The organism is Microbacterium sp. JZ70 (genome assembly GCF_053903225.1).
In genome coordinates, this window is sequence record NZ_CP096405.1 from 1,453,656 (window position 1) to 1,474,272 (window position 20,617).

A 20,617-nucleotide genomic window follows, 5' to 3' on the forward strand; every position below is an offset into this window, starting at 1 on the left:
GGCCGCGGCCTCAGCTCCCGAGGGCGCCCATCAAGAGGTAGCCGGCGCACGCGGCGCCGAGCATGAGCGCGGCGGCGGTCGCGAGAGCGAGCGGCCACGCTCCCCGCTCCAGGGCGCCGGAGCGGTGGAGCGACGCGTGCGCACGGCGGTATCCGATGGCCGCCGCGAAGTACGCCCCCACGGCGAGCCCTGCCCCCACGAGGCCCACGATCACGGCCGCGAGCCCGAGCGATTCCGCCGTGAAGCGCATGGCGACGAGACTCGCGAGCCCGAAGGAGAGGCACGTGCGGCGCCATGCGAGCAGCGTGCGCTCGGGCTGCAGCCCCGGGTCGAAGACCGCGTCCGTCACACGAACATCCCGATGGTGACGAGCGCCACGGCGACGACCACGCCGACGACGATGACCCCTCCGACGCCGAGCCCGGGAAGCGGTCGGCCCAGACGGAGCGCCTTCTCGGTGCGCGCCCACCCGAGCCAGGCCTGGACGGCGGCGAGGGTGCCCAGCACGAGGAAGACGGCCGCGGCCGCGAGGCGCCACCCGGCGGCCGTCGGGATGTCGAGCGCCTCGAGAGCGAACGCGCCGGCGTACATCGCGAGCGCGGTGCGGAGCCACGCGAGGAACGTGCGCTCGTTCGCGAGGCTGAAACGGGGGTCGGGTTCGTCGCCCTCGCGGTAGACGCGCTGCGGGAAGCGGCTCACGAGCGCTCCTCGCGGAGCGCGACGGTGCGGAACCCGGCGTTGCCCATCGACGAGTCCGGGGTGTTCTGCGACCGGGCGGAGTTGCGGTAGCGGTTGCAGTACGAGATGTGGCAGAGATAGCTGCCGCCGCGCAGGATGCGCGCGGCCCCGGTGGCGGGCCCTCTCGGGTTCTCGACGTCGCCGCGCTCGTAGGTGCGCGGATCGAACCAGTCCTGACACCACTCCCACACGTTCCCGACGGTCTGCCAGAGCCCGAAGCCGTTCGGCTGGAAGGTGCGCACGGGAGCCGTGGTGAGCCATCCGTCGTCCAGAGTGTTCTCGCGCGGGAACACGCCCTGCCAGATGTTGGCGCGCCATCCGCCCTCGTCGACCTCAGCGTCGCCCCACGGGTACTTCGCGCCGTCGATTCCGCCGCGCGCTGCGTACTCCCACTCGGCCTCGGTGGGCAGGCGGCGACCGGCCCACGCGCAGTACGCGACGGCGTCGTTCCAGCTGACGTGCACAACCGGATGGTCGTCGAGTCCGTCGAGGTCGGAGCGGGATCCTCCCGGATGACGCCAGTCGGCGCCCCTGACGCCGAACCACCAGGGAGTCGCCGGCGGCTGACCGACGATGTCCTCCTCGGGGGCTGCGACAGCGAGGTGGAACACCGCCGAGAAGCCGAACGTCTCGGCCTCGGTGCGGTACCCGGTGTCGTCGACAAAGCGCGCGAAGTCGGCGTTGGTCACGGCCGTCGCGTCGATCTCGAACGCATCGAGCGTCACGCGGTGCAGCGGCGTCTCGCCATCCTGCGGATTGCGATCGCCCGACGAGTCGCCCATCGTGAACGCGCCCGCCGGGATGCGCGCCTGCTCGATCGCGTGGCGGCCTGTGCGGGCCAGCGCGGTCGAGGGCGGCCGTGTGCTCAGGGAGAGGAAAGCGCCGCGCCCTGGGGTTCCGCACCCGCAGCCGCAGCCGGTGACTTCGTCGCTCACCCTTCCACGGTAGCCCTCGGCGCGGCGCGGAATCCCGAGTGGGGGAGTGGGGAACGGGGCAGTCATGAGCCGGCGGGAACGGGCGACCCGACTGCGCGGAGACGCTCCTCGAAGGCCTCGAGCTGAGGATCGCCGTTCTCGACCATCCAGGCGTGGAGGGCGGAGCGCATGCGCCGCAGTGCGGGCGCATGGCCGGAATCCTCGCTCAGATCTGCGAGAGCATGGGGGTCGCTCCGGAGGTCGTAGAGCTCTTCGGCCTGCCGTGCCTCGTAGAACGCGACCCGCCCCGCGATGCCCGGATCCGTTTCAGACGCCTCGATCATCGCGCTCCAGGTGAGACCGAGCATGTTCTCCGCTCGATAGGACACTCCCGCGGCAACCCACCCATTCCAGATGTAGCCGTATTCTCCGTTCTGGACGCACCTCATCTCGTATCGGCCCTTCATGGCGGTCTCATGGAAGACCGTTACGACGTCATCGCGGTGCTCGGACACGTCGCCGACGAGCAACGGCACGAGCGAGATGCCGTCGTTGGAGGGAGCCTCGGCGCCGGCCACGTCGCAGAACGTGGCGAAGATGTCGAGCATGCTGACAAACGGGTGCACAACTCGGCGTCCAGCGTCGACCTTGCCCGGCCATCGGACGATGAGCGGTGTGCGAGTGGACTGCAGATAGCAGTTCGCCTTCGAGAAGGGGAACGCCATCCCGTTGTCCGAGAGGAAGACAACCAGGGTCTCGTCGCTCGCTCCCGCTTCGTCGAGCACCTCCAGAGCGGCCGCCACCACGTCGTCACAGCGTCGTGACGAGCTGAGATACTGCGCGTACTCCCTCCGGACCGCGGGCAGGTCGGGGAGGTACCCCGGTACGGGAACCGCCTCGTCGGCGCTCACAATCCGGCTCGGCGCTGGGATGCTCTGCTGCTCTTGCGCGCTGAAGAAGCGGTCCACGTCCTCGCCGCCGTGGAACGGGCGATGAGGGTCGTGAGCGTTGAGCATAAGAAACCACGGGCGGTCACCCGCCATGTGCAGGAACGCCGCCATCTCCTGCGCGTAACGCTGCGGATCTCGGCCCATGCCAAGCGCGCCCATCTCCACCGCGTGATCCCAGCCGAAACGGTCGACGGGCTGAAGGTGCGAGACCTTGCCCAGAATGCCGAGCGCATATCCAGCGTCTCCCAGCACCTCGGTGAGCAAGGGGACGCCGTCGTTGACGGGTTCGAAACCCTCAGCGCCGTTCCGGTGCGGCCAGAGGCCTGTCATCATGGCTGAACGGCTCGGCTGGCATACCGCGATCGGGACATGTGCGCGCTCGAAGGTCGCGCCCTGGGCTGCCAGTGCATCGAGAGCAGGCGTGATGTCGGCGGGCCCCCCGAATGCGCCGGGGGTGGTGCCCTCCATGTCGTCGGCGGTGATGAACAGGATGTTGGTTCCGCGCACGTGTTCTCCTCGTTGAGTCAGGCGATAGTTCTATAGTCCAGCGGTAGGGATTAGGTCCCGGCCGTCGACTAGAGCTATGTGATTTGTTACACAGTAAGGGGTACCCGTGAGCAAGCTCAATCTTCTTGACTCCGTTCTGCTCGGGCTCATCGCTCGAACTCCGAGCGCCGGCTTCGACATCCGTCGCCATCTGGAGAAGACCGGGCGCGTCTACGGGTATGTTCCGCAGCCCTCCCAGATCTATCGACAGCTGGCCTCTCTCGTGCAGCGTGGTCTGCTCGAGTTCGAGATCGACACCACCCGCAATGGCCCGGACGCCAAGGTCTACTCGCTCACGCCCGCCGGGCTGAGGCGTTTCGCTCGATGGGCTGACGAGCCCTTCGTGCCGGCTGAGCGGCCACTTGACGCGCACTTCCAGCTCCATTTCGCGCTCGCTGGCGCGCTCTCGCCGGTGCTCGCCCTCCGCTTCGTCGAGATCGAGCTCGAGTACCGTGTGGCCCAGGAATCGAGCTGGGAGCCGGATCACCTGTTCCCGCCGGTGTCCAACGCCCTCTTCGATCAGGACTGGCTCGACGAAGCCGCCTATCTGGGCGACGTTCGCGGGAACTTCCTCGCAAGTGCGCACATCTCCTGGCTGCATACGACACGCCGCAGGCTCCTTCGCTACATCGAGCGGACCGGCGCAGTGTGGCCGTCCGCGGAGTGGAGTGCGATCATCGACGGCGATGGGTAGCACACAAATCAATTCGCTCTGAGGTCCGCCCTCAGGAGCCCTACCTTGTTGCACTATGTGAGAAGTGCTAATGTGACTCGCGTCGACAGGGCCGTCGACGCTTTCACGTAACGAAGGGGTTCCTGTGATGAGTGCGTTCCGAAGAACGGCCGCGATTGCGGTGGTGGGGATCGTGGCAGGAGGTGGAATCGTCGGCTGCGGGGCAACCGGTGGTGCCGTTCCCAAGGATGACTGGGCCACGCTCACGATCGCGGCTGTCGTGGAGCCGACGAGCTTCGATCCCGCGCAGGCGGCCGAGGCCAACTACGCGCAGTACTTCCAGCCCGTCTTCGACACACTCATCCGTCGTATGCCGGACGGCGAGCTCGCGCCGATGCTCGCGACAGACTGGGAGCTTTCGGCCGACGGTCTCGTCGCGACGCTCGAGCTGCGAGACGATGTGACCTTCGCGGACGGCACCCGGTTCGATGCATCCGTCGCTGAGCTGAACCTCGAGCGCTTCCGCGATGCCGGCGGGCCATTCTCCGCGAACCTCGCGACGATGACGGACGCCGTCGTCCTGGACGACGACACGATCGAGCTCCACTTCTCAACTCCTGACCCCGATATCTTCCAGTATCTCGGCAACAGCGCGGGGTACATGGCCAGTCCTGCTCAGTTCGAGAGCGACACCGTCGCGACGGTGCCGGTCGGGTCAGGCCCGTATGAGCTGGTGCGCGACGAAACGGTCACGGGATCGAAGTACACCTATGTCAAGCGGGACGACTATTGGGACGACGCGGCCGACTGGGATTTCTTCGAGCGGCTCGTCATCAAGCCGATGACGGACCCCTCGGCGCGGATGAATGCGCTCAAGTCCGGCGAAGTCGATACCGCGATCATCGAACCGAAATCGATCCCCGAGGCGAAGTCAGCGGGACTCGGCGTCACCACGTTCCAGGTGAACTGGTACGGTCTGGCGATCTTCGATCGTGACGGAGCGATCGCTCCGGAGCTTGCCGACGTTCGCGTACGGCAAGCGCTGAACTACGCCATCAAGAGCGAGGACATCCTCGATGCGGTGGAACTCGGCTACGGCGACCCGACCGACCAGACGTTCAATGTCGCGTCCGAGGCGTATATCGAGGGGTACGACGACTACTACGAGTACGACCCCGAGCGGGCGCGGGATCTTCTCGCGGAAGCCGGATACGGCGACGGCTTCTCGCTGACGATGCCGAGCAGCTCGTCGATGGACCCCGCGATGCTGGCGGCTATCGCGCAGGATCTGGCCGCGGTGGGTGTCACGGTGCACTGGCAGGAGGTCGCTCCCGCCGATTTCGTGCCGTCGTTGCGGCAAGGAGAGTTCGCCCTGAGCTGGATGTCGTTCGCGCAACCGCCCACCGCGTGGGGGACGGTGAGCCGATTCCTCCTCCCGACCTCCGCGTGGAATGTGTTCAAGACCCAGGATGACCGGATCGATGCTGCGGTCTCGACGGCTCTGAGCAGCCTCGACGACCCGCAGTCGTACGCCGAAGCACTTCAGGAGATCAATCGCGTGACAGTCGAAGATGCGTGGAACGTCGTCTTCTATCGCGTCGAACAAGGCGTCGTGACGCGAGCCGGGCTCCGCGTGGAGGGACAGGCCGGCCAAGCAGCGCCCTCGATCTACAACTACTCGGTCGAGAACTGACCAGAAGGGCGAACTCCATGCTGAACTTCATCATGAGGCGCCTCGTCGGCGGCCTCGTCCTGCTCGTCGTCGCGTCCTCGCTGACATACCTCCTCATGAACGCGAACAGCAGCGGCATCGCCATCCGCATCCTCGGGGATCAGGCGACCGCCGAGCAGGTTGCCGCGAAGGAAGCCGAACTCGGGCTCGACCGACCGCTCATCACCCGCTTCGGCGAGTGGCTTCTCGGTGCTGTCCGCGGTGATCTCGGCGTCTCCTGGTTCACGAGCGAGGGCGTGTGGCACACGGTCACCTCGAGACTGCCCGTCACCCTCTCTCTGGTCGTCGGAACGGTGCTCGTCACGGCGATCATCGCCACGGCCCTCGGCGTTCTCGCGGCGATGCGTCGCGGCTGGGTGGACCGGTTGGTTCAGGTCGTGTCCGTCATCGGGGCCGCGGCCCCGAACTTCTGGATCGGCCTCATGCTCGTCGTCGTGTTCGCGTTGGCGCTCGGGTGGTTCCCGGCAACGGGCTTCGTCGCGCCTTCGGACTCACTGGCCGGATGGGCCGCGTCCATCACACTGCCCATTGCGGCGCTCTCCCTCGGGGCGGTCGCCGCCGTCACCCAGCAGGTGCGGAGCGCGTTCATCGAGGTGGAAGGGCGCGACTATGTGCGCACACTCCGGAGCCGCGGTCTCGGCGACCGCAGCATCCTCCTCGGGCACGTCCTCCGGGGCGCCGCGACACCCGCGCTCACGGTCCTCGCCCTGCAGTTCGTGGGGCTCCTCGGCGGCGCCGTCGTCGTCGAACGCGTCTTCGCCCTCCCGGGCCTCGGCGAGACCATTGCGAACGCCACCACAACGGGCGATGTCCCACTCGTGATGGGCGTGGTGGTCGTAAGCGTCGCTCTCGTCGTCGTCGTCAACCTCTTCATCGACATCCTGACCGGATGGATCAACCCGAAGGCTCGCATCTCATGAGCACAGGAACACTCGCCTCCGTCGCACTCCAGGCATCCGAGAACGGAACGAATCGCTCGCTCACCCGTCGCCTGATCCGCAACCCGCTCGGCCTCGCCTCGCTCGTGCTTCTCGGCGCGATCGTGCTGCTCAGCGTGCTCTCCCCGTGGCTGGCGCCCCACGATCCGAATCTCGTCGATCTCGGCAGTGCGTTCGACTCGCCGAATGCCGCGCACTGGCTGGGCGCCGACTCGGCGGGCCGCGACGTCCTGTCGCGACTGCTCTCCGGCGGCCGCCTGACGATCCTCGGGGCAGGAATCACGCTGATCGTCGCGGTCGTCGTCGGTCTCACGAGCGGCCTCATCGCCGGCTTCTACGGGGGCTGGTTCGACACAGCGAGCGATCTCACCACGAGTCTGGTGATGGCGCTGCCGAACATGATGATCCTGCTCGCCGTGCGCGTCGTGGTCGGTCCCTCCCTCTGGACGACGATGGCGATCTTCGGCGTGCTCATCTCTCCCAGCATCTACCGCCTCGTGCGAAGCGGTGTGCGCCAGGTGCGCAACGAGCTCTACGTCGACGCGGCTCGCGTCAGCGGACTCTCAGATTCGCGCATCATCGCCCGGCACATCCTCTTCGTCGTGCGCGCGCCGATCATCATCCAGTCGGCCATCATCGCCGGCATCGCCATCGCCATCCAGTCGGGGCTCGAGTTCCTCGGTCTCGGCGACCAGACCGTGCCGACCTGGGGCGTGATGCTGAGCGAGGCCTTCCGCAACCTGTACATCTCGCCGCTTCTGATCCTGTGGCCTGGATTGGCGATCGCGCTGACCATCGGCTCGCTCGTGCTGTTCGGCAACGCTCTCCGCGACGCACTCGAGGACCGACCCACCGCACCGCGGTGGCGCGGGGCCACAAAGGGTGCAAAGCGGTCGCCCGAGGACCTCCCCGGTGAGGACATCGTCCTGAGCGTGCGCGGTCTCACGGTCGGCTACCCGGAAGGCAGCGATCGCCTGAAGACCGTGATCCAAGACGTGACGTTCGACGTCCGGCGCGGCGAGATCGTCGGACTCGTCGGCGAATCGGGGTCGGGGAAGACTCAGACTGCGTGGTCGATTCTCGGCCTTCTGCCGCGCGGAGCGGTCGTCGAAGCCGGATCGATCATGCACGACGGCGTCGAGATGCTCGGCGACGGCGGCCGAGCGCAGCGAGCCCTGCTGGGGAAGCGCATCGCCTACGTGCCACAGGAGCCGATGTCGAACCTCGATCCGCTGTTCACGATCGGGCACCAGCTCATTGCTCCGATGCGCAAGCACCTCGGGATCACGAAGGCCGAGGCAAGAAAGCGCGCAATCGAACTGCTTGCGCGGGTGGGCATCAAGGATCCTGAACGCACGATGCGCGCATACCCGCACGAGGTCTCGGGAGGGATGGCGCAGCGAGTGCTCATCGCCGGTGCGGTCTCGTGCGACCCCGATCTCATCGTCGCCGACGAACCGACGACGGCGCTCGACGTGACGGTTCAAGCCGAGATCCTCGAGTTGCTCCGCAGCCTGCGCAACGAGCGGGGGCTCTCGATGCTGCTCGTGACGCACAACTTCGGGGTCGTAGCCGATCTGTGCGACGCGGTCGTGGTCATGCGTGGCGGCGAGGTCGTGGAGCACGGTTCGGCCGAGGAGGTCCTTCTCGCACCCCAGCACTCCTACACGCAGTCACTTCTCGCGTCGACGCTTGACGGAACAGCAACGCGCAGCGAGAGCGACGCGAAGCACGCAGAACTGGAGACCACGCGATGACCGATTCTCTTCTCGAGGTCGAGGACCTCGTCGTCGAATTCCCGGGCCGGAAGCGCGGTGAGCGCTTTCGGGCACTCAAGGGCGTGTCACTCGACATCGCAGCCGGCGAGACGGTCGGGCTGGTCGGAGAGTCCGGCTCGGGCAAGACGACGCTTGGGCGAGCGATCCTCGGATTGGCTCCCGTCGCGAGCGGCGAGATCAGATTCGAGGGCACGTCGCTCGTGGGGCTCCACCGGTCCGCTCGGCGCGCCGTGAGCCGCGACATCCAGGCGGTGTTCCAGGACCCGTACACGTCGTTGAATCCCGCGATGCTGATCGAGGACATCCTCGCCGAGCCGCTGACCGTGCAGGGCGTATCCGGCCGCGACGCACGCGCGCGTGTGGTCGAGCTGCTCGATGCGGTGGGACTCCCCTCGGATGCGGCGAGGCGGCGCCCCAACGAGTTCTCCGGAGGTCAGCGCCAACGGGTCGCGATCGCGCGAGCACTCGCGCTGCGTCCGAAGCTGATCGTGTGCGATGAACCCGTGTCGGCGCTCGACCTCTCCACGCAGGCGCGCGTGCTCGATCTGTTCATCGACATCCAGCGTCAGACCGGCGTCGCCTACCTGTTCGTCTCGCACGACCTCATGGTGGTGCGCCACATCAGCCATCGCGTCGCCGTGATGTACCACGGCGAGATCGTCGAGTTCGGGAGCGGGGAGCAGGTCACTGAGCGGCCGGCGCATGCGTATACGCAGCGCCTGCTTGCCGCCTCTCCCGTGTCCGATCCTCACGAGCAGCGCCGTCGACGTGAGCTCCGCGCGCAACTGCTCGCCTCAGGGCGTGTCGCATGATGCAGGGCACGCAGCGACCCAACATCGTCTGGATCTCGACCCATGACATCAATCCCGACCTGGGCTGCTATCGCGGCGTATGGCCGGGTGCCGACGTGGCTGTCACTCCCCACCTCGACGCCCTCGCGGCAGAGGGGACGAGATTCGACCAGGCGTTCGCCACCGCGCCGGTGTGCGCGCCATCCCGATCGTCGATCATGACAGGGTGCTTCCCGACGTCCATCGGAACGCACAACATGCGGTCGAAGGCCGTGCCGCCGCCGGAAGTCCGTCTCCTGAGCGAGTACTTCCGGATCGCCGGGTACCACGTGACGAACAACGCCTTCACCGACTTCCAGGTCCCGCTGCCGGGCACGGCGTTCGACGAGTGCTCTCCGTCGGCGCACTGGCGGGGACGATCCGACCCGGCTCAGCCCTTCTTCGCAATCTTCCACGGAATGACGACGCATGAGTCGCAGATCTACGTGGACGACGACACGTTCGCTCGCGTCACGGAGGAGCTCGGACAATCCGATCGGCATGACCCCGCCGATGTGCCGGTGCCGCCCTACCATCCCGACGACGACGTCTTCCGCACCGCATGGGCGCGCTACCACGACCTCGTCTCCGTGATGGACCGCTGGGTAGGCCGACTTCTGCATCAGCTCGCCGAAGACGGCCTCGAGGAGGACACGATCGTCGTGTTCTGGAGCGACCACGGGGCCGGCTTCCCTCGGGCCAAGCGATGGGCGACGGAAGCCGGACTCCGCGTGCCGCTCATCGTGCGATGGCCAGGACGCGTTGCAGCTGGAGCCGCCCGAGACGATGTCGTGCACGTCTCCGACATCGCGCCGACGATGCTCGCGATGGCGGGCCTGGACATTCCGGAGCACATCCAGATGCGGCCGCTGTTCGACGCGGAGGGGCGGGCGCTTGCACAGGGAGACTACGCATTCGGGGGACGCGACCGGATGGACGAGCAACGGGACAGGTCGCGCACCGTGCGCGACCGACGCTACCGCTACGTGCGCCACAGCCACCCGGATCGCTCGCCCTTCCAGCTTCAGCATTTCGCCGAGCGCTTCACCACATGGCGCGACCTCCGGACACGCGTGAACGATGAGGCGCGGCAACGAGCCGCGGGTCTCCCGGAAGACCGGCTCACACCGGTACAGCGCCGGATGACTGCCCCGGTGAAGCCGGCGGAAGAGCTCTATGACATCGAAGCCGACCCCCACGAGACGACCTGTCTCGTGGGTGACCCCGCTCACGAGGACGCGCGGCGACGTCTCTCTGAAGCGCTGGACAGCTGGGTCGAGCGCTTCGGAGATCTCGGGGCAGTCGATGAGGACGAGTTGATCCGGACGTGGCGTCCCGAGGGTGAGCTGCCGGTGACATCTCGCCCCGTGCTTCAGCCCGCCGAGGATGGGCTGCGCCTCTCATGTCCGACGACTGGCGCGCTCGTCGCCTGGACGGAGGATCCGCCGAGGCCGGTCGCGCCGCAGACGCTCGAAGAGCGCATCGCCGGGGATCCGGAGCGAGACGGACGGCGATGGAGGATCGCGGTCGGACCGCTCCTCCCATCCACCAGGCCCCGCTGGGCTCGCGCATGGCGCCTTGGCTGGCGCGGCAGTGACGATCTCACCATCCCACCGCGCCCCACCTCGACCATTACTGACCACGGCTCACCGCCATCCGAAACCGGAAAGCAGGAACCATGACCCGGACGAACATCGTCTTCATCATGTCGGACGACCACGCCGCGCACGCCATCTCGGCGTACGGCAGCCGCGTCAACCACACGCCGCACATCGACCGCATCGCGCACGAAGGCGTCCGGATGGACGCCGTCTTCTGCACGAACTCGATCTGCAGTCCGTCGCGGGCGTCCATCCTCACCGGCACTTACAGCCACATCAACGGCGTCTCGTCGATCTGGACGGAGATGGACTACCGGGTCCCGACGTTCGTCGACGTGCTCAAGGGCGAGGGCTACCGCACGGCGCTCTTCGGAAAGTGGCACCTCGGGGAGCACGGCGTCTCCGCGCCGCGAGGCTTCGACACCTGGAAGGTCTTCCCGGGGCAGGGCGATTACGTCGATCCGCAGATGATCGACGAGACGGGCACGCACGTCGTTCCCGGCTACGCGACCGACATCGTCACCGACATGGCCATCGACTGGATCGACGGACTGCGAGACGACGAGCCCTTCTGCCTCCTCGTGCACCACAAGGCGCCGCACCGTCCGTGGGTTCCGGATGAGAAGCACAAGCACCTCTACACCGGCGGAGACATCCCCGAGCCGGAGACGTTCTTCGACGACGGAGCCACCCGCAGCAAGGCGGTCCGCGGCGTGCACATGACGATCGCCGACGACATGGGCGCCGACGACCTCAAGGCGGATGTCCCCGCGCACCTCCGCGGTCCGGAGAACCGCGAGGCGCGGATGAGCTGGAAGTACCAGATCTACATGCGGGACTACCTCCAGTGCATCCAGTCGATCGACGACAACGTCGGGCGCCTCCTGGACACGCTCGAGGAGAGGGGCCTCGCTGAGAACACCCTCATCGTCTACACCTCCGACCAGGGCTTCTTCCTCGGCGATTACGGATGGTTCGACAAGCGCCTGATGTACGACCCCTCCCTGCAGATGCCCATGCTCGTGCGCTGGCCGGCTGAGATCCCCGCAGGATCCGAGTGCGAGGCGATCGTGACGAACGTCGACTTCGCGGCCACGTTCCTCGACGTCTGCGGAGTCGATACCGCCGAGGCGCTCCCGACCTCCCAGGGCCGCAGCTTCCGTCCGCTCCTGCGCGGCGAGGATGTCGAGGACTGGCCGGATGCCGCCTACTACCGCTACTGGGAGCACGACGACCCGATCCACCACGCGCCCGCGCACTACGGCATCCGCACGAAGACGCACAAGCTCATCCACTACTACGGCGCGGGTCTGGGCGTGCCCGGTGCCTCCGATGAGGTCTTCGACGCCGAGTGGGAGCTCTACGACCTGGTCGCCGACCCCTCGGAGCTGAACAACGTCGTCGACGACCCTGCCTACGGCGAGGTGCGCCGAGAGCTCGAGGCGAAGCTCACGCAGTATCAGGAGCGCTACGCGGACGAGCCCTACCGCGGCCCCGACACGCCACGGCCCGAGTGGGGGCCGTACGATGCCGAGGTCTTCGCGATGGTCCAGGAGTACGTCGCGAATATCAACGCGACGAGCTGACGGCGGGAGGGGCGGGCCTCCCGCCCCTTACCAGCCCAGGTCCTCGATGTAGCGCAGCAGCACGCCCTCGCGGAGCGCCCACGGCGACACCTCGAGCTCGTCGACCTCGAGTGCGGCCATCGCCTCGTGCAGGACGACCGCACCCGCCGTGATCTGGAACGTGCGATCCGCCGTGATGCCGGGCAGCTCCTGCCGCGCCTGCGCGGGGATCCGCGCGAGCACCGGGATCCAGGAGCCGAGCGCGTCGCGGCGCAGCACCATCCGGTCGTTGCCGGCCCAGCCCTCGAGCGGATGGCCCGCGAGCCGCGCGAGGGAGCGGATCGTCTTCGACGAGCCCACGACGTGGTCGGGGCGGGGGAGCGATGCGAAGCGCTCGGCGAGCGGAGCGAGTGCCGACGCCGCGTGCGCGCGGAGCCGGTCGACCTGCCGGTCGCCGGGCGGGTCGTCGGGCAGGAACCCGATCGTCATCCGGCCGGCGCCCAGCGGGACCGACTCGGCGAGATCGGGCAGCTCCTCGCTGCCGCCCGCGATCTCGAGCGACCCGCCGCCGATGTCGAAGAGGAGGATCTGCCCCGCCGACCAGCCGAACCAGCGCCGGACGGCGAGGAACGTGAAGCGCGCCTCCTGCTCGCCGCCCAGCACCTGGAGCGGCTGGCCGAGCGCGGCCTCGATCTGCAGGATGACGTCGGTGCCGTTCGCGGCCTCGCGCACGGCGGAGGTCGCCGTGGCGAGCAGCTCGTCGACGCCCTCCTTCTCGGCGACCTCGCGCGCGCGATGCACGGCGTCGATGATCGCCTTCACGCCCTCGTCGGAGATGCGCCCGTCGTCCTCGAGATAGCGCATGAGCCGCAGGACGGACTTCTCGCTCGTCTGCGCGAGCGGTCTGCCGCCGGGGTGGGCATCCGCGACGAGCAGGTGGACGGTGTTCGAACCGATGTCGAGGACTCCGAGGCGCACGTCGACAGCGTAGTGGTCGCGCCGTGGATGCAAGCGCTTGCCGACTTGTGTCGATGAGAACCCCCGAGATTGCGCGAGACCCGTGTCATCACCATCCGCCCTCGACGTATTTTCTGCAAACGCTTGCAGCAGACCCATCCGCGCCGCTAGCGTCACAGCGGGCACGCGGATGTGCCCCGGTGTGCACTCGAAGACGAAGCGCGCATCGACGACAAGCGAAGGAGCATGCCCCGATGAACCCTGCCCCGACCGTCGACCGCCCGCGCCGCAGAAGGCGCCCGCTCCGCGCGATCGCCCTCGCCGGAGCCCTCGCCCTCGCGGCCCCGCTCCTCGCGATCGCCGCTCCCGCCGAGCCCGCCGAAGCCGCCGCTCCCGGGCCGAAGGACACCACGGCCGTCCTGTTCGAGTACACGTGGGACGCGATCGCCCGCGAGTGCACCGAGACCCTCGGCCCCGCCGGCTACGGGTACGTGCAGACGTCGCCCCCGCAGGAGCACGTGCTCGGGTCGGCCTGGTGGACGCACTACCAGCCGGTCTCGTACAAGCTCGACTCGCGCCTCGGCACCGAGGCCGAGTTCCAGAACATGATCGACACGTGCAACGCGGCGGGGGTGGGCGTCATCGTCGACGCCGTGATCAACCACATGTCGGGGCAGTCCGCGGGCGGCACCGGATGGGCCGGAACCCAGTACCAGCACTACACGTACCCCGGGCTCTACCAGAGCTGGGACTTCCACGGCTGCAAGCGCGACATCGTCAACTACCAGGACCGCTGGGAGGTGCAGGAGTGCAATCTCGTCAACCTCGCTGACCTCAACACGAGCTCGACGTACGTGCAGAACACGATCGCCGGCTACCTCAACAAGCTCGTCGACATGGGCGTCGCCGGCTTCCGCATCGACGCCGTGAAGCACATCGCCGCGACCGACATGCAGGGCATCTGGAGCAAGGTGAAGAACCGCGATTCGCTCTACGTCGTGCAGGAGGTCATCCGCGCCAACGAGCCCATCCAGCCGGAGGAGTACACCTCGATCGGCGACATCCACGAGTTCGCGTTCGCGCGCAAGCTCAAGGAGGCGTTCGGCGGCCGCACGCTCAACTGGCTCATCGAGGGCAACGGCATCGGACCGACCTGGAGCGGCTTCCTCCCGCAGGCCAACGCCGCGGTGTTCGTCGACAACCACGACACCGAGCGCAACGGCGAGACCCTCTCGTACAAGGACGGCGCCGCCTACGACCTCGCGCAGATCTTCACGCTCGCCTGGAACTACGGCTCGCCGTCGATCCACTCCGGCTACGCGTTCAGCAACAAGGACGCCGGCCCGGCGACGGATGGCGCGGGCGCGGTCGTCGACGCGAGCCCTCAGGGCGGATGGACCTTCACGCACAAGCAGAACGACATCCTCAACATGGTCGGCTTCCGCACCGCCACGTACGGCAAGCCGATCACGGACAAGTGGACCAACGGCAGCAGCGCGATCGCGTTCGGCCGCGGAGACGCCGGCTTCGTCGCGATCAACCGCGGCGGGGACCTCACCCGGACGTTCACGACGAGCCTGCCCGACGGCACCTACTACAACGTCATCGACGCGGTGAAGACGAACGGCGTGTGGTCGGGCCCCACGATCACCGTCTCGGGCGGCCAGTTCACCGCGACGGTGGGCGCCGACGACGCCATCGCGCTCCACAAGGACGCGAAGGCGACGACGGGCCCCGTCACCGGCGACGACCTCACGGTGTACTACTCGACGTCGAAGGGATGGTCGGCGTACAACATCCACTACAAGGTCGGCTCGGGCGCGTGGACGACGGCGCCGGGGCAGTCGATGACGGCGGCGTGCTCGGGATGGGTGTCGCGGACGATCGACTCCAACGGCGCGTCGGTGACCGCCGCGTTCAACAACGGCGCGGGCACGTGGGACAACAACGGCGGGTCCGACTACGTCCTGTCGGGCACGACCGCTGCGGTCGCGAACGGCGCCGTGACGACGCAGAACCCCTGCGCGACGACGCTGACCGACGACCTCACGGTGTACTACTCGACGTCGAAGGGATGGTCGGCGTACAACATCCACTACAAGGTCGGCTCGGGCGCGTGGACGACGGCGCCGGGGCAGTCGATGACGGCGGCGTGCTCGGGATGGGTGTCGCGGACGATCGACTCCAACGGCGCGTCGGTGACCGCCGCGTTCAACAACGGCGCGGGCACGTGGGACAACAACGGCGGGTCCGACTACGTCCTGTCGGGCACGACCGCTGCGGTCGCGAACGGCGCGGTGACGACGCAGAACCCCTGCGGCTGATCCGGATCGTCGCCGGTCACTGAGGAGCGGGCGAGGCGAGAGGGCGACCTGCGGGTCGCCGGGGCTCGCCTCGCCCGCTCCCGTCTGCGGGGCTCAGGCCGAGTCGATGAGCGCGGCGAGGCCGTCCAGTGTGCGAGCAAGGCCGAACTCCCACGCCCGATCCGCCGCCCAGGCAGACCCTTGCGCCTCTCCGGCCGCGGCTCCGATCCGGACGGCGCGGGGATAGCGCGCCGGGTCGAACGCGCGCGCGAGGATCGGCTGATTGGCCGCCCACCATTCGCCGTCGCTCATCGCCGAATCCGTTGTGGCGCGCTGCGCGTCGTGCGCCGCGCGGCAGTGCGCCTGCACGAAGCCGAGCAGATACGTCAGTGCCGCGTCGACGTCGGCATCCGCGAGTCCCGTCGCGTCGAACGCTGCGAGCTCGTGCTCGTACTTCGCCATCAGTCCGGGCCCGAGGGGCGGCCGGCTCAGAGCGGCGACCTCGGTCAGCCATGCGTGCTCCGTCAGCAGCTCGCGATTCGCCTCGGCGACCATCCCGAGCCGCGCCCGCCACGTCTCATCCGCCCAGGGGCGCCGGGGCATCCGGCCGTAGAGCGCGTCGACCATGAGGTCCAGCAGCTCCGGCTTGCCGGGGACATACGTGTAGACCGACATCGCCGACACTCCCACCCGCTCGGCCACGGCGCGGATGGTCACAGCGGCCAGGCCGCTCTCGTCGGCGAGCTCGAGCGCGGCATCGACGAGCTGGACCGCGGTGTGCGAGCGCGCGGGCCCCTTCCGCTGCGTGCGAGCGGGCTCGCCCCACAGCAGGGCGAGCGTGGCGCTGGGTTCGCCGGATCCGGTGCGGTTCGAGGACATGGGAATGATCCTGCCATGGATGGGGTTGTGCTCTGTGCGTCGTATACCGTACAGTGTACGACGTTACGTTGAGGAGAAGGAGGACGCGATGACCCGCACGACCGCATCCGCAGCCGAGACCATCCGACCGACAGGAGGCCGTTCCATGCACATCACCGAATCCGCCCTCTCGCTCAATGTCCGCGACGTCGAGGCGTCCGCCGCCTGGGTGAAGCGGCATCTCGGCTTCTCCGAGACCATGTCCGCCGACGGGTTCTGCTCGCTCGCGCACCCCGAGGCGGGGTTCGCGCTCATCTACCTGCGCACCGGGCTCGGGACCTTCAGACCCGCCACGCAGGCACACGATGCCGGGGGACTGCTCGTGGTGTTCGTCGTTCCCGACATCGACGCGCAGTACGAGCGCCTGCGCGCCGGGGGTGTCGAGATCGTCACGCCGATCGAGACCGAGCCGTGGGGCGAGCGCTACTTCCAGATGGCCGACCCGAACGGCGTCGTGTACCAGCTCGTGCAGTGGATGACCCCCGAGGAGGAGCAGCAGTGACCGATCCCCGCATCCCCGACCCCTCCCAGCCCACGCCGACGACGCGACCGGAGCTGTCGAACGTCGTGTTCCTGCGGAGCGTCGTGACGTCCGAGCTCATCGAGGTCGGCGAGTACACGTACTACGACGACGAGGGAACCCGTCCGCCGTTCGAGGAGGCCAACGTCCGGTACCTCTACGGCCCCCAGCGCCTCGTCATCGGCCGCTTCACGGCGATCGCCCCGGGTGCGACGTTCCTCATGCCGGGCGGCAGCCATCCGATGGTCGGGCCATCGACCTATCCGTTCACGATGTTCGGCGGGGCGTGGATGGAGAACACTCTCGACGCCTTCCTCGCGATCGAGCAGCGCGGCGACACGGTCGTCGGCAACGACGTGTGGATCGGTCGCGAGGCGACGATCCTCCCCGGCGTGGCCATCGGCGACGGCGCGGTGATCGGCGCGCACAGCGTCGTCACGAAGGACGTCGCGCCGTACGAGGTCGTGGGGGGGAACCCCGCGCGGCGCATTCGCATGCGGTTCGACGAAGAGGATGTCCGCCGGCTCCTCGCGGTGCGCTGGTGGGACTGGCCGATCGAGCGCATCACCGAGCATGCCGCCGTGATCATGACCGGGACGCCGGCCGAGCTCGAGCGGCTCGTGTGACGCCCGGCCCGACCCGCGCCAGCGCGCGCGGGTCGGGCCTCGCCCGGCCGTGCTGCCGCTGTGCCCCGGCCATCCTGCCGCTGTGCCCCGGCCGTCCTGCCGCCGGGCCCCGGTCATCCGCCCCGGTACGATGTTGCGGATGAGTCCGACAGCCGTTCCCGCCTCCCTCTCGCTGTACCGCGAGATCCCCCGCGCCGAGTGGGCGCGGATGGCGGCGGGCATGGATCAGCCGCTCACCGAGACCGAGGTCGTTCAGCTGCGCGGGCTCGGCGACCGGCTCGACATCGCCGAGGTGCGAGACGTCCACCTGCCGCTGAGCCGCACGCTCAGCATCTGGGCGAGCGGGGTGCGCCGAATCGGCGCGGAGGTGTCGACGTTCCTCCAGGAGGAGGATCCGACGACCCCGTTCGTCATCGGTGTCGCGGGGTCGGTCGCGGTCGGCAAGTCGACGGTCGCGCGCCTGCTCCGCGAGCTGATCAGCCGCTGGCCGGACACCCCGCGCGTCGAGCTCGTCACGACGGACGGCTTCCTCTATCCGAACGCCGAGCTCGAGCGGCGCGGGATCATGAGCCGCAAGGGCTTCCCCGAGTCGTACGACCGCCGTGCGCTCGTCGACTTCGTCACGCGCGTCAAGAGCGGTGCCGACGAGGTGCGCGCCCCGTTCTACTCGCACATGAAGTACGACATCATGCCCGACGCGCAGGTCGTCGTGCGGCGGCCCGACGTGCTCATCATCGAGGGGCTCAACGTCCTGCAGCCGCCGCCCACGCCGAACGACGTCGCGGTCAGCGACCTGTTCGACTTCTCGATCTACGTCGACGCCGACGCCGCGCACATCGAGGAGTGGTTCGTCAACCGCTTCCTCGCGCTGCGCGAGGGTGCGTTCTCGAACCCGTCGTCGTACTTCAACGTCTTCCAGCACCTCAGCGACGAGGAGGCCATCAGCACGGCCCGCGGCATCTGGAACGACATCAACCTGCCGAACCTGCTCGAGAACGTCGCGCCGACGAAGCACCGCGCGACGCTCGTGCTCAACAAGGGCGCCGACCACAACGTCGAGAGCGTGCTCCTGCGCAAGCTGTAGAAGCGAGCGGGGCGCGGGTCGTTCAGCCTGCGCGGCGCGCGGCGGAGGCCGCGAGATGGGCGCGCATCGCCGCCGCAGCGGCGAGCGGGTCTCCCGAGCGGATGGCCGCCGCGATCGCGCGGTGCTCGGAGACGACCGCCGCGGCCTCAGCGCTCGCCCGCTCGGAATCGGAGATCCGTGCAGGCGGGAGGACGATGGCGCGCGCACCCATCCGATCGAGCGCGGCCAGCAGGTAGCGGTTGCCTGAAGCCGCCGCGACCGCGCGATGGAAGGCGAAGTCGGCCTCGGCCGACGCGGCCGGCAGCGTCGCGCTCTCCAGGTCGGCCAGGGCCGCGTCGACCGCCGCGAGGTCGGCAGCGGATGGCCGGCGCGCGGCGAGCGCGGCGGCCTCGGTCTCGATCGCGGTACGGAAGGCGTGGAGCTCGTTCCGCTCCGAGGCGTCGCGAGCGGCGAGCCAGTCGTCGCCCGTGACGGGCGCGGGGGGAGTGAGCGCGTAGCTCCCCGACCCGACCCTCGTGCGCACGAGGCCGCGGGACTGGAGCCGCTGGAGCGCCTCGCGCACGACGGTCCGGCTCGCGCCGAACTCGTCGACGAGGCGCCCCTCGCTCGGCAGGCGCTCGCCGGGTGCGATGACGCCCTCGACGATCCGGGCGGCGAGGACGCGGGCGATCTCCTCGGAGCGCGATGTGCTCATCCGCTCATCGTCCCATTCCGCGGGCGGCTCCCGCGGCCATCCGCGCGCATGCCGCGCCCGCGTCCATCCGTCATCGCCCGATCGCGACCGAATCGGTCGTCCAGGCGCGCGCCTGGTCGCTGAAGGTGATGCCGAGGCCGGGGCGGTCGGGCACGATCATACGGCCGTCGCGCGTCTCGAGGCGCTCCTCGAAGAGCGGGTCGAGCCAGTCGAAGTGCTCGACCCACGGCTCGCGCGGGTAGCAGGCGGCGAGGTGCAGGTGGATCTCCATGGCGAAGTGCGGTGCGAGGTCGAGCCCCGCCTGGTCGGCGAGCGTCATGAGCCGCAGGAACTGCGTGATGCCGCCGACGCGCGGGGCATCGGGCTGGATGATGTCGCACGATCGTGCCGCGATCAGCCGCTCGTGCTCCGCGACGGACGCGAGCATCTCGCCCGTCGCGATCGGCGTGTCGAGGGCGCGCGCGAGATCGGCGTGCCCTTCCGCGTCATAGGCGTCGAGGGGCTCCTCGATCCAGACGAGGTCGTACTCCTCGAGCCGACGGCCCATCCGCAGCGCGGTCGCACGATCCCACTGTTGGTTGGCGTCGACCATGAGCGGCACGGCGTCGCCGATGTGCTCGCGGACGGCGCGCACGCGGCGGAGGTCCTCTGCCGTGTCGGGGAGCCCGACCTTGATCTTGATGCCGCCGATCCCCTCCTCGATCGACCGCGACGCCCGCTCGCGGACGTCGTCGATGGACGCGTTGAGGAATCCGCCCGACGTGTTGTAGGTGCGGACAGAGTCGCGGTGAGCGCCGAGCAGCTTCGAGAGGGGGAGGCTGGCGCGCTTGGCCTTGAGGTCGTAGAGGGCGATGTCGATCGCAGCGAGCGCCTGCGTCGCGACGCCTGAGCGGCCGACGGACGCCCCGGCCCAGAGGAGCTTCGTGTAGAGCTTCTGGATGTCGTTCGGGTCCTCGCCGATGGCCGCCTCGGCGACCTCCTTCGCATGCGCGTACTGCGCCGGGCCGCCGGCTCGCTTGGAGTAGCTGAAGCCGTGCCCGGAGAAGCCCTGCTCGGTCTCGATCTCGGCGATGAGGAAGGCGACCTCGGTCATGGGCTTCTGGCGGCCGGTGAAGACCTTGGCGTCGGAGATCGCGGTCTGCAGCGGCAGGCGGAGCGTCGACAGGCGGATGGTGCGGATGGCGTCGGGTGTGTACGTCACGGGGTTCTCCTCATCGAGCGGATGACCCGAATCTATCGTACAGATTCAT

The 20,617-nt window shown here is 68.6% G+C and carries 19 protein-coding genes; 11 read left to right on the forward strand and 8 right to left on the reverse strand.

Translation table 11 applies throughout. The features are described from left to right. Positions 1-10: 10 nt before the first annotated feature. The 4 genes from M1D46_RS06565 to M1D46_RS06580 all read right to left on the reverse strand — a co-directional run bounded on the left by M1D46_RS06565 (position 11) and on the right by M1D46_RS06580 (position 3,109). On the reverse strand, positions 11-349 hold the full coding sequence (locus M1D46_RS06565) for a DUF202 domain-containing protein (protein WP_456284762.1): 339 nt from the start codon (positions 347-349) through the stop codon (positions 11-13). After that, a complete protein-coding gene (locus M1D46_RS06570; RefSeq protein ID WP_271172352.1) occupies positions 346-699 on the reverse strand; it encodes a YidH family protein in 354 nt (117 codons plus the stop codon). Before M1D46_RS06570 ends, M1D46_RS06565 begins: the two co-directional genes overlap by 4 nt. Next, a complete protein-coding gene (locus M1D46_RS06575; protein WP_456284763.1) occupies positions 696-1,673 on the reverse strand; it encodes a formylglycine-generating enzyme family protein in 978 nt (325 codons plus the stop codon). The genes M1D46_RS06570 and M1D46_RS06575 overlap by 4 nt, the downstream gene beginning before the upstream one ends. 62 nt (positions 1,674-1,735) lie before the next feature. Further along, positions 1,736-3,109, reverse strand: coding sequence for a sulfatase family protein (locus tag M1D46_RS06580; RefSeq protein WP_456284764.1), 1,374 nt, complete (start codon positions 3,107-3,109; stop codon positions 1,736-1,738). A gap of 106 nt (positions 3,110-3,215) precedes the next feature. Here M1D46_RS06580 and M1D46_RS06585 point away from each other — a divergent pair, with 106 nt between their 5' ends. The 7 genes from M1D46_RS06585 to M1D46_RS06615 all read left to right on the forward strand — a co-directional run bounded on the left by M1D46_RS06585 (position 3,216) and on the right by M1D46_RS06615 (position 12,286). After that, positions 3,216-3,842 carry a PadR family transcriptional regulator gene (locus tag M1D46_RS06585; protein WP_456284765.1) on the forward strand — a complete coding sequence of 209 codons (627 nt, stop codon included), beginning with the start codon at positions 3,216-3,218 and terminating at the stop codon, positions 3,840-3,842. A 127-nt stretch (positions 3,843-3,969) separates the two neighbouring features. Then, positions 3,970-5,514, forward strand: a complete 1,545-nt coding sequence (locus M1D46_RS06590; protein ID WP_456286975.1) for an ABC transporter substrate-binding protein — start codon at positions 3,970-3,972, stop codon at positions 5,512-5,514. 17 nt (positions 5,515-5,531) lie between these two features. Then, positions 5,532-6,473 (forward strand): ABC transporter permease, encoded by a 942-nt coding sequence (locus M1D46_RS06595; protein ID WP_456284767.1) that lies wholly within the window; start codon positions 5,532-5,534, stop codon positions 6,471-6,473. Beyond that, a complete protein-coding gene (locus M1D46_RS06600) occupies positions 6,470-8,248 on the forward strand; it encodes a dipeptide/oligopeptide/nickel ABC transporter permease/ATP-binding protein (protein ID WP_456284768.1) in 1,779 nt (592 codons plus the stop codon). Before M1D46_RS06595 ends, M1D46_RS06600 begins: the two co-directional genes overlap by 4 nt. After that, on the forward strand, positions 8,245-9,081 hold the full coding sequence (locus M1D46_RS06605) for an ATP-binding cassette domain-containing protein (protein WP_456284769.1): 837 nt from the start codon (positions 8,245-8,247) through the stop codon (positions 9,079-9,081). Before M1D46_RS06600 ends, M1D46_RS06605 begins: the two co-directional genes overlap by 4 nt. After that, positions 9,078-10,781: a sulfatase family protein gene (locus M1D46_RS06610; RefSeq protein WP_456284770.1), complete on the forward strand. Its 1,704-nt coding sequence runs from the start codon at positions 9,078-9,080 to the stop codon at positions 10,779-10,781. Before M1D46_RS06605 ends, M1D46_RS06610 begins: the two co-directional genes overlap by 4 nt. Then, a complete protein-coding gene (locus M1D46_RS06615; protein WP_456284771.1) occupies positions 10,778-12,286 on the forward strand; it encodes a sulfatase family protein in 1,509 nt (502 codons plus the stop codon). The genes M1D46_RS06610 and M1D46_RS06615 overlap by 4 nt, the downstream gene beginning before the upstream one ends. Before the next feature lie 27 nt (positions 12,287-12,313). Here M1D46_RS06615 and M1D46_RS06620 read toward each other — a convergent pair whose 3' ends face one another. Then, entirely contained in the window at positions 12,314-13,243 is a 930-nt protein-coding gene (locus M1D46_RS06620) for a Ppx/GppA phosphatase family protein (RefSeq protein ID WP_271172351.1), read from the reverse strand. 233 nt (positions 13,244-13,476) lie between these two features. Between M1D46_RS06620 and M1D46_RS06625 the strand changes: the two genes are divergently transcribed. Beyond that, positions 13,477-15,546, forward strand: coding sequence for a carbohydrate binding domain-containing protein (locus M1D46_RS06625; protein WP_456284772.1), 2,070 nt, complete (start codon positions 13,477-13,479; stop codon positions 15,544-15,546). A gap of 93 nt (positions 15,547-15,639) precedes the next feature. Here M1D46_RS06625 and M1D46_RS06630 read toward each other — a convergent pair whose 3' ends face one another. Next, entirely contained in the window at positions 15,640-16,404 is a 765-nt protein-coding gene (locus M1D46_RS06630) for a TetR/AcrR family transcriptional regulator (RefSeq protein ID WP_456286976.1), read from the reverse strand. An 88-nt stretch (positions 16,405-16,492) separates the two neighbouring features. Between M1D46_RS06630 and M1D46_RS06635 the strand changes: the two genes are divergently transcribed. The 3 genes from M1D46_RS06635 (at position 16,493) to coaA (ending at position 18,673) form a co-directional block, all read left to right on the forward strand. Next, positions 16,493-16,945, forward strand: coding sequence for a VOC family protein (locus tag M1D46_RS06635; protein ID WP_456286977.1), 453 nt, complete (start codon positions 16,493-16,495; stop codon positions 16,943-16,945). Next, positions 16,942-17,589, forward strand: a complete 648-nt coding sequence (locus M1D46_RS06640) for a CatB-related O-acetyltransferase (RefSeq protein ID WP_456286978.1) — start codon at positions 16,942-16,944, stop codon at positions 17,587-17,589. The genes M1D46_RS06635 and M1D46_RS06640 overlap by 4 nt, the downstream gene beginning before the upstream one ends. Before the next feature lie 139 nt (positions 17,590-17,728). Next, positions 17,729-18,673: a type I pantothenate kinase gene (gene coaA, locus M1D46_RS06645; RefSeq protein WP_282978214.1), complete on the forward strand. Its 945-nt coding sequence runs from the start codon at positions 17,729-17,731 to the stop codon at positions 18,671-18,673. 22 nt (positions 18,674-18,695) lie between these two features. Here coaA and M1D46_RS06650 read toward each other — a convergent pair whose 3' ends face one another. Together M1D46_RS06650 and M1D46_RS06655 are read right to left on the reverse strand one after the other, a co-directional pair. Further along, positions 18,696-19,367, reverse strand: a complete 672-nt coding sequence (locus tag M1D46_RS06650) for a FadR/GntR family transcriptional regulator (protein ID WP_324012200.1) — start codon at positions 19,365-19,367, stop codon at positions 18,696-18,698. Between the two features lie 70 nt (positions 19,368-19,437). Then, on the reverse strand, positions 19,438-20,568 hold the full coding sequence (locus M1D46_RS06655) for an L-talarate/galactarate dehydratase (protein WP_456286979.1): 1,131 nt from the start codon (positions 20,566-20,568) through the stop codon (positions 19,438-19,440). Between the last annotated feature and the right edge of the window lie 49 nt (positions 20,569-20,617).

Excerpts from the sequence above, each read along its gene's own strand:
- M1D46_RS06590 (WP_456286975.1), top strand. The coding sequence starts at position 3,970 with ATGAGTGCGTTCCGAAGAACGGCCGCGATTGCGGTGGTGGGGATCGTG.
- M1D46_RS06595 (WP_456284767.1), top strand. The coding sequence starts at position 5,532 with ATGCTGAACTTCATCATGAGGCGCCTCGTCGGCGGCCTCGTCCTGCTC.
- M1D46_RS06600 (WP_456284768.1), top strand. The coding sequence starts at position 6,470 with ATGAGCACAGGAACACTCGCCTCCGTCGCACTCCAGGCATCCGAGAAC.
- M1D46_RS06605 (WP_456284769.1), top strand. The coding sequence starts at position 8,245 with ATGACCGATTCTCTTCTCGAGGTCGAGGACCTCGTCGTCGAATTCCCG.
- M1D46_RS06610 (WP_456284770.1), top strand. The coding sequence starts at position 9,078 with ATGATGCAGGGCACGCAGCGACCCAACATCGTCTGGATCTCGACCCAT.
- M1D46_RS06615 (WP_456284771.1), top strand. The coding sequence starts at position 10,778 with ATGACCCGGACGAACATCGTCTTCATCATGTCGGACGACCACGCCGCG.
- M1D46_RS06625 (WP_456284772.1), top strand. The coding sequence starts at position 13,477 with ATGAACCCTGCCCCGACCGTCGACCGCCCGCGCCGCAGAAGGCGCCCG.
- M1D46_RS06630 (WP_456286976.1), bottom strand. The coding sequence starts at position 16,404 with ATGTCCTCGAACCGCACCGGATCCGGCGAACCCAGCGCCACGCTCGCC.
- M1D46_RS06635 (WP_456286977.1), top strand. The coding sequence starts at position 16,493 with ATGACCCGCACGACCGCATCCGCAGCCGAGACCATCCGACCGACAGGA.
- coaA (WP_282978214.1), top strand. The coding sequence starts at position 17,729 with ATGAGTCCGACAGCCGTTCCCGCCTCCCTCTCGCTGTACCGCGAGATC.
- M1D46_RS06650 (WP_324012200.1), bottom strand. The coding sequence starts at position 19,367 with ATGAGCACATCGCGCTCCGAGGAGATCGCCCGCGTCCTCGCCGCCCGG.